Origin of the sequence: Novosphingobium sp. FSW06-99 (assembly GCF_001519065.1) — a bacterium.
GTDB lineage: Bacteria > Pseudomonadota > Alphaproteobacteria > Sphingomonadales > Sphingomonadaceae > Novosphingobium.
Genome location: NZ_KQ954258.1, coordinates 198,997 through 211,085, shown reverse-complemented (window position 1 = coordinate 211,085; position 12,089 = coordinate 198,997). Strand labels below are relative to the sequence as shown.

General features: G+C 63.1%; 11 protein-coding genes. 2 read left to right on the top strand and 9 right to left on the bottom strand.

Features of this window, described 5'->3' with window-relative positions; all coding sequences use genetic code 11:
* Positions 1 to 20: 20 nt before the first annotated feature.
* Both AQZ49_RS14865 and thiS read left to right on the top strand, forming a co-directional pair.
* Positions 21 to 1,772: a chloride channel protein gene (locus AQZ49_RS14865; protein ID WP_067617066.1), complete on the top strand. Its 1,752-nt coding sequence runs from the start codon at positions 21 to 23 to the stop codon at positions 1,770 to 1,772.
* A gap of 45 nt (positions 1,773 to 1,817) precedes the next feature.
* Positions 1,818 to 2,804, top strand: a complete 987-nt coding sequence (gene thiS, locus AQZ49_RS14860) for a sulfur carrier protein ThiS (RefSeq protein WP_082701805.1) — start codon at positions 1,818 to 1,820, stop codon at positions 2,802 to 2,804.
* On the opposite strand, the gene AQZ49_RS14855 is transcribed toward thiS, so the two are convergent.
* From AQZ49_RS14855 to AQZ49_RS14815, 9 genes are all read right to left on the bottom strand, one after another.
* The gene (locus tag AQZ49_RS14855; protein ID WP_156428322.1) at positions 2,801 to 3,814 is read right to left on the bottom strand and encodes a hypothetical protein; all 1,014 of its coding nucleotides are present in this window, start codon (positions 3,812 to 3,814) and stop codon (positions 2,801 to 2,803) included. The two genes, thiS and AQZ49_RS14855, sit on opposite strands and share 4 nt — an antisense overlap.
* A 27-nt stretch (positions 3,815 to 3,841) precedes the next feature.
* The gene (locus AQZ49_RS14850) at positions 3,842 to 5,248 is read right to left on the bottom strand and encodes an MBOAT family O-acyltransferase (RefSeq protein ID WP_067617061.1); all 1,407 of its coding nucleotides are present in this window, start codon (positions 5,246 to 5,248) and stop codon (positions 3,842 to 3,844) included.
* A gap of 3 nt (positions 5,249 to 5,251) precedes the next feature.
* Positions 5,252 to 5,497: an acyl carrier protein gene (locus AQZ49_RS14845; protein WP_067617058.1), complete on the bottom strand. Its 246-nt coding sequence runs from the start codon at positions 5,495 to 5,497 to the stop codon at positions 5,252 to 5,254.
* Between the two features lie 11 nt (positions 5,498 to 5,508).
* Entirely contained in the window at positions 5,509 to 7,275 is a 1,767-nt protein-coding gene (locus AQZ49_RS14840; protein ID WP_067617055.1) for an HAD-IIIC family phosphatase, read from the bottom strand.
* A gap of 356 nt (positions 7,276 to 7,631) precedes the next feature.
* Positions 7,632 to 8,510 carry a glucose-1-phosphate thymidylyltransferase RfbA gene (rfbA, locus tag AQZ49_RS14835; protein ID WP_067617052.1) on the bottom strand — a complete coding sequence of 293 codons (879 nt, stop codon included), beginning with the start codon at positions 8,508 to 8,510 and terminating at the stop codon, positions 7,632 to 7,634.
* Positions 8,507 to 9,403, bottom strand: a complete 897-nt coding sequence (rfbD, locus tag AQZ49_RS14830) for a dTDP-4-dehydrorhamnose reductase (RefSeq protein WP_067617049.1) — start codon at positions 9,401 to 9,403, stop codon at positions 8,507 to 8,509. Before rfbD ends, rfbA begins: the two co-directional genes overlap by 4 nt.
* The gene (gene rfbB / locus AQZ49_RS14825; RefSeq protein ID WP_067617046.1) at positions 9,400 to 10,455 is read right to left on the bottom strand and encodes a dTDP-glucose 4,6-dehydratase; all 1,056 of its coding nucleotides are present in this window, start codon (positions 10,453 to 10,455) and stop codon (positions 9,400 to 9,402) included. Before rfbB ends, rfbD begins: the two co-directional genes overlap by 4 nt.
* Before the next feature lie 4 nt (positions 10,456 to 10,459).
* Positions 10,460 to 11,023, bottom strand: coding sequence for a dTDP-4-dehydrorhamnose 3,5-epimerase (gene rfbC, locus AQZ49_RS14820; RefSeq protein WP_067617043.1), 564 nt, complete (start codon positions 11,021 to 11,023; stop codon positions 10,460 to 10,462).
* A gap of 220 nt (positions 11,024 to 11,243) precedes the next feature.
* Positions 11,244 to 12,065 (bottom strand): class I SAM-dependent methyltransferase, encoded by an 822-nt coding sequence (locus AQZ49_RS14815; RefSeq protein ID WP_156428321.1) that lies wholly within the window; start codon positions 12,063 to 12,065, stop codon positions 11,244 to 11,246.
* Between the last annotated feature and the right edge of the window lie 24 nt (positions 12,066 to 12,089).

Here is a 12,089-nt window from a genome sequence, read left to right as displayed (position 1 = left end):
TGGGGCTGCGACAGATACCGATGGGGCATGCAAAAAGTCTTACCCGTACCGCGGTCCGGATCCAGCGCTGGCTGCGTCAGAGCGAGGCGGTGTTCATCGCGCTGGCGGCGCTGGTGGGCGCAACCGCCGGGCTGACCACGCTGGCCCAGGCCTGGCTGGCGCATGCCATGCAGACGGTGATCTATGGCCTGACCATCACCCGATTGAGCGCGCTGATCTCGATCGAGCATCCCTGGCGGCTGATCGCGCTGCCGTTGGGCGGGTCTGTGGTGGTCGCGCTCGGGCGGTATCGGGGCGCGCGGCGTGGCGGCGCACCGGTCGACGTGGTGGAGGCCAATGCCCTGCACGGCGGACGTATTCCGACCGCCGACAATTTCCTGATCGCCGCACAAACCATCGTGTCGAACGGCTGCGGTGCCTCCGTCGGGCTGGAAGCGACCTATGCGCAGATGGGCGGCGGGCTGGCCTCGTGGCTGGGCCAGCGGCTGCGGCTGCGCCGCGCCGATCTGCGCCGGCTGGTCGGTGCGGGCGCCGGGGCCGGGGTGGGCGCTGCGTTCGGCACGCCGCTGGCGGGCGCGTTCTACGCCTTTGAAATCGTCATCGGGTCCTATTCGATTGCCGAAGTCGCACCGGTGATCGCCGCCTCGCTGGCAGGTGTGCTGGTACAGCGGTGGCTCGGCAGCGAACCCTATCTGATGGTCTATACCTCGAACGATCCGCGCGGTCTGGGCTATTACGGTGCGGCGGTGTTGCTGGGGCTGCTCTGTGCGGGGCTGGGCATCGTGATGATGCGCCTGGTCACCGCGACCGAGCGCGTGATGCAGGCGGTGACACGCGGCAGCGCGTGGCGCCCGGTGCTGGGCGGGGCGCTGCTGGTGCCGATCGCGCTGATTTCGCCGCAGGCGCTGTCGGCGGGCCACGGGGCGATGCATCTCGATCTGGTGGCGCGTCCGGCGGTGCTGTTTCTGCTGGTCATTCTTGCGCTCAAGATTCTGGCTTCGGTCATCTCGCTGGCCAGCGGGTTTCGCGGCGGGCTGTTCTTTGCCTCGTTGTTCATCGGTTCGCTGGCCGGGCAGGCCTTTGCCCAGATGCTGAATCTGGCCGGGTGGGGCGTGCTGTTCGATCCCGCCGATTTTGCGCTGGTGGGCATGGCGGCGCTGTGCGTGTCGGTGGTGGGCGGGCCGATGACGCTGGCGCTGCTGACTTTGGAAACGACGCACGATTTTCCGCTGATGGGGGTGGTGCTGACCGCCGCGCTGATTTCGAGCGCGGTTACGCGCGAAGCCTTCGGCTATTCGTTCTCGACCTGGCGCCTGCACGTGCGCGGGTCGGATATCCGCTCGCCGCGCGATATCGGCTGGATCCTCAACCTGACCGCCGAACGCATGATGCGGCGCGATTTCGTAACCGTGCCACAGGACGCCACGATCGCCGAATTTCGCGAACGGTTGCCGCTTGGCGCGGCCAGCAAGGCGTTGTTGATCGACCATCACCAGGCCTATCGCGGGATTGTGCAAAGCGCGGCGGCGCATGCGCCAACGCTCGATCCGTCGCAACCGGTGGCGCCGCTGGCCTGCCATGCCGACAGTGCGGTGGCACCCGATACCGGGATCAAGGCGATCCTGGCGCTGTTCGATGCCGAAGGGGCCGACGAACTGGCGGTGGTCGATGCCGATCACCGCGTGCTGGGCGTGCTGGGCGAAGCGCATGTGCGCCGCCGCTATCTTGAAGAAATCGAGGCGGCGCAGCGGCGCATGTTCGGCGAAGGCTGATATCACTGGCTTGATCGCCTCGGCCACTCCTCTAAGGCGCTGCGCATGACCGAAACCTTGCAGATTGTCGTCAATGGCGAGGCGCGCCGCGCCGCCCCCGGTTCCATCGCAGACCTTGTCCGGTCGCTGGACCTTGATCCCGCCAAAGTCGCGGTGGAGCGCAACGCGCTGATCGTGCCGCGTTCGACCCTGGCACAGGTCGCGCTGGCCGAGGGCGACGTGCTGGAAATCGTCCATTTCGTTGGCGGCGGCGATCATGCCGCAGCCGATACCTGGACGGTGGCCGGTCGCACATTCGCGTCGCGTCTGATCGTGGGTACCGGCAAATACAAGGATTTTGCCCAGAACGCGGCCGCCGTCGAAGCGTCGGGCGCGCAGATCGTCACGGTCGCGGTGCGGCGGGTCAATGTGTCGGACCCCGGGGCGCCGATGCTGACCGACTTCATCGATCCCAAAAAGATCACCTATCTGCCCAACACGGCGGGCTGTTTCACGGCCGAAGACGCGATCCGCACGTTGCGGCTGGCGCGCGAGGCCGGCGGTTGGGATCTGGTCAAGCTGGAAGTGCTGGGCGAAGCGCGCACGCTCTATCCCAACATGATCGAAACCATCCGTGCGACCGAAGTGCTGGCCAGGGAAGGCTTTTTGCCGATGGTCTATTGCACCGACGACCCGATCGCGGCGAAGCAACTGGAGGATGCCGGTGCGGTCGCGGTCATGCCGCTGGGCGCGCCGATCGGATCGGGGCTGGGCATCCAGAACCGCGTGACGATCCGCCTGATTGTCGAAGGGGCCCGCGTGCCGGTGCTCGTCGATGCCGGGGTCGGCACGGCCAGCGACGCGGCGGTGGCGCTCGAACTGGGCTGCGACGGCGTGTTGATGAACACCGCCATCGCCGAAGCCAAAGACCCGATCCGCATGGCCCGCGCGATGAAACTGGCAGTCGAGGCAGGCCGCGATGCCTATCTGGCAGGCCGCATGGGCACCCGCAAATACGCCGATCCGTCAAGCCCGCTGGCGGGCTTGATCTAGGATTTTGCCGGTTCGCTCAGCAGCTTTGCCACCGCCTTGGCCACCCGGTCGCTCAGGATGGTGGCGCCGGTGTGGTTGAGGTGTTCCCAGTTTTCGAAATATTCTGCGTGATCGGAGATATCGGCATTGTCCAGCAGCGTGCCATGCGCCATCAGCCGTGCGCGGTCGGCCAGTTCGCCCTTGCGATTATACACCGGCATGAACACGAACAGGATGCGGCTGTGGTGCGCATCGGCTTCGCGCACGATCTGATCCATATAGACCGCTTCATCGCCACGGTTGACAAAGCGTCGGGTCAGGCGTTCCAGCAGCGTGGCTTTCTGTTCGACGACGGTCTGCCCGGCCAGCACGGCGGCCGGAACAGTCAGTGCCATGTTGATCGTCTTGCCTTCCATGACAAAGCTGCCGGTGGTGAAATCGGCGCGCGTATTGGCATAGGTGGCCGGATCGAAATGGTCGCGCAGCCCGGTCAGGCCCGGCGCGACGCGCGCAAAGGCCAGCAGCACCTGCCGCGCAGGAAGATAGGCCAAGTCCTTGAAATAATTGTGCAACAGCGGGGCGGGCTGAATGGCCAGGTCCCGGGCCGGGGCAACGAACCGAAACGACGGATGGCCATAGAACGAGGGTGAATCATAGACCCCGACCACAATCACCCTGGGCGATTTGATCTTGTAGGCTTCGTGCAGCATCAGCCATTCGACATTCCGGCCAGAAGCGGGAACCGAGAAATTGGCGACATGCGCGGTCTGCCCGGCCTGGTTCAGGGTATGCTCGATGCCCGGTGCGCTCAGGCCCAGCAAGGTCTTTGACGGGCCGATGATCGCCACATCGATCGGTGCTGGGTCGAAATGAATTCGCTCATAGCCGCGCCGCAACGGTTCGAACAGCGTACCGTCGACAAGCTGAAACCGCTGATAGGGGTTGTCGGGCAGAAGACAGGCGAGCGCGCTCAGCACCAGCGCCGCAGCCAGGCTGGCCAGGATCGTTCCGATACTTCTGGGAATGATCACGTGTTCATCCTCTTGCCGCACGCGTCCTCAAAACTGGCCATAGACAAAGCTGCCTGCGCTGTCGGGGGTAAGGGTGGCCAGCAGGAACAGGCCGACCCCGTATTGCAGCCAACGGGGTGCCACCGGCGCGATGCGGTCGGACAGCCGCCGGGCGCCTGGTGCGCCGCATCCGGCCCACACGGTGATCAGCGCGCAGATTACAAAGGTTTCAGCCGCACCGGGGCCGATATCGCCGATCGACCGGGCGCCGCTGGGGATCAGGCCGAACACCTGGCGCAGGATGCCGATGGCCTGGTCGAACCGGGCCGAGTGGAAAAAGATCTGGGTGCTGCTCATCAGTGCAAACGTCAGGACCATGCCGAACGCCGTCCTGACGATGCGGCGCAGACGCGGTTCGGGCGGCGCCTTCTTGCCCCTGGGTGGGGAGATATAGCGCAGATAGAGCATCGTCAGGCTGAAATAGACCGCATGCATCAGGCCGAAGATCAGATAGTTGAGCGTAAAGCCATGCCACACCCCGATCAGCGCCATGTTGATGGTGATGCACAGCAACAACCCTGCCAGGCCATAGCGCCGCATCGTCATCGTCAACGGGATAAACAGGTAATCGGTCAGCCAGGTGGTCAGGCTCATGTGCCAGCGGCGCCACATTTCCTGGATATTGGTGGCCAGAAATGGCGCGTTGAAGTTGGGCGGACCGTCGATGCCCAGCATCTTGCCGATACCCAGCGCGATATTGGTATAGCCTGCAAAATCGGCATAGAGCTGCAAGGTATACCCGGCGATCGTGACCAACAGATCGATCCGGCCGAAACTGCCCGGCGCCGCATCGACCCCGGCAATCAGCGTGGCCAGCCGGTCACCAACCAACAGCTTGAGCATCAGCCCGGTGACGATCAGGCGAAAGCCTTCCTCGATCTGCGCCGAATCGAGCCGCCGCGCGGCGAGCGCGCGCACTTGTTGGAAATAAGGTTCGGACCGCTGGATCGGACCACTGATGATTTGCGGAAAGAAGGCCGGATAGCTGAGGAACAGCGTCAGATCGCGCTCCACGCTGTCTTCGTCCCAATAGACTTCGATGACATACGAAATCAGTTTGAACGAATAATACGACAGGCCCAGCGGCAACAGCCAGCCATGCCAGGCGCCACCGATCTTGAACACCACAATACCGCCGAGCAGGCCGCCCACGCCGAGCAGCATCAGGCGCACCCTGGCGCTGTCGCTGCGGGCATTGGCAATGCCGATGCCGATGCCATAGGCCAGCAGCGATCCCGCCACCATCAGCGCCAGAAACCGCACGCTGACCATGGCATAGAAGCCATAGGACAGCACCAGCAGATAGGCGGCGCGCCACCGACCGGGAAGGATGTAGAGCCCGCACGCGACCAGCGCGAGCGCCACAAAGAACAGCGGCGAGGTAAAATTCAGCATGCGCTAGTTTGCGCGCTTCTTGGCGATGGCCTGGACCAGTTCGCCGACATTGCGCATCGCCCGTACATCCTTGATCGAGAACCTGATCCCGAAGCCCTGCTCGACCCCCAGGATCATGTTGATATGCGTCAGCGAATCCCAGCCATCGACATCATCGGCGGTCATCTCGTCGGTGATTTCCAGCGTGGGGTCGTTGAACACGTCGCGAAAGATGTCGGTCAGTTGGTGCTTGATGGCATCTGCAGTCATGTCGGGTCCTGTCAAATCTCGTTCACGGCAACGGTCATGATCGCCTCGCGCGGTTCATAGCGATCGACATCCAGCGCCCAGCGCACGCCCGCGGTACCTTCGTCGGCTTCGATTTCAAACCCGAAAGTACCGAAGAAATTCTTGACCATGGCGTTCTTTGCGGTGGGAATATAACGGCCCGTCACCCGCTTTGCGCCGATCCGGGCAGCATAGGAAAAGATCGCGTTCATGGCGAAATTCTCCACCCCGCGCTGCAACACGCGGCAGCTCATCAGATATTCGTCGATCGCCAGATCATCGCCGTCATGTTTGAGCACGATCACCGAAATCAGGCCGTAATCGCCGAACTTGTCGCCCAGTTTCAGCGTGAACGGCACGGCGTCGGGCGCATGCATCAGCGCCTCGCACGCCGCCTCGCCATAGCGGCGGGTCATCAGGTTGAACTGGTTCGAGCGCTGGATCAATTGGGCGATGCGCGGCAGGTTGAAGCTGCTGAACCGTTCCAGCCGGATTTCCATGTCGAGCGAGGCCAGATAGTCGGTGATGCTGCCATAGCGCGCCTTGGTCAGTTCGCGCTGCGCCTCTTCGCGATACTGGTCGGCGCGGCTGAGATCGGCCTTGGAATAGGACGCCGTCTCGAACAAGTTGAGCCGGGCGATCGCATCGATATAGAGCGAGGGATCTTCGGGCAGTTCGGGTACGATCACATCGGGCAGATAAGTCCGCACGATATTGCGCTCGAACGGGTTGTCGTCAAGGAACACGAACGAATCAAACCCGATGTTCAGCGTCTTCTGGATCAGCCGGATATTGTCGGCCTTGTTTTCCCAATTGGCCACGAACACCGAAATATCGTCTTCACGCAGCACCATGTAGGGATGTTCGGCAAACGGCAGGATGGCATTGGCGTGGTCGTTCTTGCTGACCACGGCCAGGATCACGCCGCGCCGTTTCAGTTCCTTGGCAAACTTCTGCAGGCCGACAAAGGCCTCGCCCTCGTCGAATTCGCCAAGCTGGATGCCGTCGAGCCCGTCGTCGCCGATCACCCCGCCCCACAGCGTGTTGTCCAGATCGAGCACCACGCATTTGGTGAACAGGCCGCTGGCGGCGAGCAGTACGTCGAGCAGCGATTGCGCCAGCGCGGGCAGGTGGTCGAGCCGGCAGGGGATCTTGGCCATGTTCCACATGCGCGGGTCGCGCCATTGCAGACGACCGATCCCCGCCGCCAGAAAATCGACATCGGCGAGCAGCACGTTCTTTGCCTCGCGGCTTTGCACGGCCAACTGGTGATTGATTTCGGCCACGATCGCGCCAACCGAATCCGCTGCCTTCAGCTCGTAATTGCCAAAGGCGCGCTCTGTCGGCAGCACAAAGGTCGACTGGATCAGGGTGGCGCCGCTGCGCTCGGCAAAGGCCTGCCACAGGCCACGGATACGCGCGATGGTGTCGCCCGCAAAGGCGCTGCGATCGGCCGCTTCGTACAACCGGGATTTCAGCTTTTCCTCGGTCATCAGCACGATGACATAAGCCGGGTCGAACGCGTAGAGGTCTGACGCTGGGTTCAGGATGTCGAGATCGATGGCGTCATAGCCGCCCTCGTAAATCTCCAGCCGCACCCCGTTGCGCGCGGCCAGTGTCTTGAGGAATGTGCCGAGTTGCTGCGTTGCACAATCGGCGAGAATGGCCAGGCGAATCGTCCGGGCGGATTCGGGCAAGGCGATTGTCTTGCCTTCCTTGAGCAAAGCGAAATAATCGAGCGTTGCAGCTTCATAGCGCATGATACAGATCGATCTCCGAACTACTCGTCAATGTGCGCTGATCCGTGTGGGGCCTGGCACCCTGTGGATCAGTATTGGGCGGCTGTGACAAATTATCAGCTACGAAGTGTCACACCTGTCGTCGCCGCAATCCTGTTATCATCCGTTCCGAATACGGGTGTTCCCATGTCCGTCGAATAGCAACTGGGCTGGTTCAAATCCCGATCGAAATGCCTTGCAGCATTATCGCACAGTCCTGCCAAATTTCCATGAGACCGTTTCCCCCGGCAGGCGCGTGATCGATACCTGGCAGACCCCGTTTGCAGCGGCCTGTTTCTACCGCATGGCAACATAATCGCAACCGCCGTTTTGCCGGCCTAGCGTGCGCCACCCGCGATGCGCCGCAAGTACCTGGCGTAATCGCCCTTGCCCAATCGGTCGATCGCACGCCCCAGCGTGGCATCGTCGATCAGGCCGGTACGCCAGGCGATCTCCTCGGGGCAGGCGATCTTCATGCCCTGGCGCTTTTCGAGCGTGGCGACAAATTGCGCGGCATCGAGCAGGCTGTCGGGCGTGCCGGTGTCCAACCAGGCAAAGCCGCGCCCCATCACTTCGACATTCAGCTTGCCCGCAGCAAGATAGGCGCGGTTGACGTCGGTGATTTCCAGCTCGCCCCGCGCCGAAGGCTGGATGTTCGCGGCAATATTGACCACTTCGGCGTCATAGAAATAGAGCCCGGTGACCGCCCAGTCGGATTTGGGCACGGCGGGCTTTTCCTCGATGCTGATCGCGCGGCGTTCGCTGTCGAATTCCACCACGCCATACCGTTCGGGATCGGCCACCTGATAGGCAAACACCGTGGCGCCGCCATTGGCGAGCCCGGCGCGGGCATGCTGCAGTGCATCGGGCAGCCCGTGGCCGAAAAAGATGTTGTCGCCCAGCACCAGACAACTGGGCGAGGTGCCGATGAAATCTGCGCCGATGGTATAGGCCTGCGCCAGCCCTTTGGGTTCGGGCTGTTCGGCATAGCGGATGTCCAGCCCCCACTGGCTGCCGTCGCCCAGCAGATTGCGGAACATCGGCGCGTCGTGCGGGGTGGTGATGATCAGGATCTCGCGGATCCCCGCCAGCATCAGCGTGGTCAGCGGATAATAGATCATCGGCTTGTCATAGACCGGCATCAGTTGTTTCGACAGCGCGATGGTCATCGGATAGAGGCGGGTGCCGCTGCCTCCGGCCAGAATGATGCCCTTCATGCGATAGTCTCCTCAGCAGCAAGCAGCCGCGCGACGATTTGTTCAACCGATCCGCGCCAATCGGGCAGACGCACGCCGTGCACCGTGGCCAGCCGCGTGCAATCGAGCCGCGAATTGGCGGGGCGCCGGGCGGGGGTAGGGTATTGCGTGGTAGCAATCGGGTTGACCCGCGCGACCGGCCCGCCATGGGCGGCGCTGGCGGCAAACACCGCTTCGGCAAACCCGGCCCAGCTCGCTTCGCCGCTGCCCGTCATGTGAAACAGACCGGCCAGCGCCGGGTCGGCCGGGCGTGCCTGCAGATTGGCGGCGATCTGCAACAGGCCATCGGCGATATCGAGCGCGCTGGTCGGATTGCCGACCTGATCGGCCACCACGCCAAGCTCTTCGCGCGTCGCCGCCAGCCGCAGCATGGTCTTGACGAAATTGGCACCGAACGGGCTGTAGACCCAGGCCGTGCGCGCGATCACCGCGCCGGGATGCGCGGCCATCACCGCCGCTTCGCCCGCCAGCTTTGATGCGCCATAGACGCCGGTCGGGCCGGTCGGATCGGTTTCGACATATGGCGCGGGCTTTGCTCCGTCGAACACATAGTCGGTGGACACGTGGATCAGCGGCACGCCCAGCCCATGCGCGGCGGCGGCTACTGCCCCGGCACCGGTGGCGTTGATGGCAAAGGCCGCGTCGCGCTCGGTTTCGGCCTTGTCGACCGCGGTATAGGCCGCCGCGTTGATCACCACATCGGCGCCGACGGCGGCAAGTGCGGGGGCAATCGCGGGCGCATCGGCCAGATCGAGATCGGGGCGACCCAGCGCCACCACGGTCACCCCGGCAGGCGCGCGTTCGACCAGCGCGCGCACGACCTGGCCGTGCACGCCTGTCACCACCAGTCTCACTGCGCGGCATCCTTGACCAGGCCCAGACGTTGCCCGTCATAGCGTTCGCGCAAGGGTTGCCACCACCAGGCGTTGTCGAGATACCAGCGCACCGTCTTGGCAATCCCGGTGTCAAAGGTTTCCTGCGCGCGCCAGCCCAGCTCGGTTTCCAGCTTGGTGGCGTCGATCGCATAGCGTTCGTCATGCCCGGGCCGGTCGGCGACAAACCGGATCAGGCTTTCGCGTGGGGCATTGGCGGGCACGATCTCGTCGAGCAGGGTGCAGATGCGGCGCACCACATCGATGTTGCGGCGTTCATTGCGCCCGCCGACGTTGTAGGTTTCGCCGATCCGCCCGCGCGCGGCAATGATGTCCAGCGCGCGTGCATGGTCTTCGACATAGAGCCAGTCGCGAATGTTGTCGCCCGCGCCATAGACCGGCAGGTCGCGGCCCTGCAGCGCGTTGAGAATGATCAGCGGGATCAGCTTTTCGGGGAAATGATATGGCCCGTAATTGTTCGAGCAATTGCTGACCACCACCGGCAGGCCATAAGTGCGCGCCCAGGCCTTGGCGAGATGGTCCGACGCCGCCTTCGATGCTGAATAAGGGCTCGACGGGTCATAAGGCGTGTCTTCGCGGAACAGGCCCTGATCGCCCAGCGAGCCATAGACTTCGTCGGTCGAGACATGCAGGAACCGGAACGCCTCGGCGGCGTCGGCAGGCAGTTGCGACCAGAACGCGCGCGCCACTTCGAGCAGGGTGAACGTACCCACGACATTGGTCTGGACGAAATCGGCGGCACCGCTGATCGAGCGATCGACGTGGCTTTCGGCGGCCAGATGCATCACGCGCTCGGGCTTGAAGGCGGCAAAGGCCTGTTCCATCGCGGCGCGGTCGCAGATGTCGGCGTGAACAAAGCGGTGGCGCGCATTGGCCTCGACATCGCGCAGCGACGCGCGGTTGCCGGCATAAGTCAGCGCATCGATGGTCAGTACCTCGTGCCCTTCGCCGACCAGATGGCGCACCAGCGCCGAACCGATGAAACCCGCCCCGCCGGTTACGATAATCCGCATGCCGTCAATCCTTTACGCTGAAGACCGGGGGCAAGTCGGCCAGGTGCGGCTGCACCCGGTCCTTGCCCGACAGCGTTGCGGCATCGGCCAGTGCGGGCCACACGATGCCAAGCGCCGGATCGTCCCAGGCGATCCCCCGGTCGTGTTCGGGGCTGTAATAGGCGGATACTTTGTAGGCGACCACGGTATCGGGAACCAGCGTGCAGAACCCGTGCGCAAAACCCGCCGGGACCCACAGTTGATGGCCGTTGTCGGCGGTCAGTTCGGCCGACACCCATTGGCCGAACGTGGACGAATCATGCCGGATGTCGACCGCGACATCGAAAATTGCGCCCGCCACACAGCGTACCAGCTTGCCCTGGGCGGCCGGGGGAAGCTGAAAGTGCAAGCCGCGGATGGTGCCTGCCTGCGCGCTGAGCGACTGGTTTTCCTGCACCAGTTCGACAGGGCCCGCAGCCTGCACAAAACGGTCGGCACGAAAGATCTCGGAGAAATACCCGCGCGCATCGCCATGGCGGACCGGCAGGACGGCAAATGGCCCCGGAATTGGAAAAGTCTTGAATTCCATGCGCTTGCCGTATGCCCCTCGGTCGATGGCAAAAGTCGCACTGCGCGGTCGGGCACAGGCCAGACAACAGCCGACGAGAGCCCGCAATTGATTTGCCGCCCCGACATACCCCGACAAAACCGCTTTGGGCAAGTCTCTGTTTGCACTGCAGCAAAAACAGCGTTGAGGCCGGTGCCGTCTTCACAAAATTATGGCAACGCCGGAATTTGCAGTCAGACTTTCAGCCCTGGTTGGCGTTGAGAAAGCGCCGCATCAGCCGCCACAGCACCGGGTTGGTGCGCACCAGACGCTGCACCGTGGCGCTGCGCTTGAGCGGCAGTATCAGCCGGGCAAGGCCGCTGGCCTTGAACGCGCTTTCCAGATCGAGCTTGGCGCTGCCGGCCTCGACCAGTTGCGGTTCTTCGACTGCCGCCTTTTCGAACACGACGATGCTGTAATAGAACGCGATGGATTTGATCGAGCGGGTGGCCGCATCGACCACCAGATTGCGGCTTTCCGAACTCCACGCATTCTGCTGGTCGCACAGACGCTTGGCATATTCGATGAACGTGCCCTTTTTGCGCAGGCCGCCGCCATAGCGCGGCCAGTACGAGGTGTGACAATCCTCGCAGATATAGACGCCACCGTCCTTGAGCAGCTTGTAGAACAGCACTTCGAACGTCTTGATCTGATGATAGGGAATGTGGCTGCCATCATCGATAATGATATCGGCCTGCCCGACGGCGGCGATCACGTCGTCGAGGAATGCCGGGTCGGACTGGTCGCCGATGAAAATGCGCACATTGCCACCGGCAAACTTCCGGCAATCGGCCAGGATGTCGAGCCCGACAATATCGACATCGCCGTCAAAAAATCTCTCCCAGATCAGCAGCGATCCGCCATGCTGCACGCCGATTTCGACAACGGTGGGGCGCTTGCCGCGAAATTTGTCGAGATAGCGGTCGTAGACTTCAAAATAGCTCGAATGCTTTTGAGCATATCGGTCGGCGGAAATGGTGTCGAACAAGTCCTTGGTTGAAGAAGTACCTTCAGAAAGCGACATTTTCAGATCCCGTCCCGGTGCGCG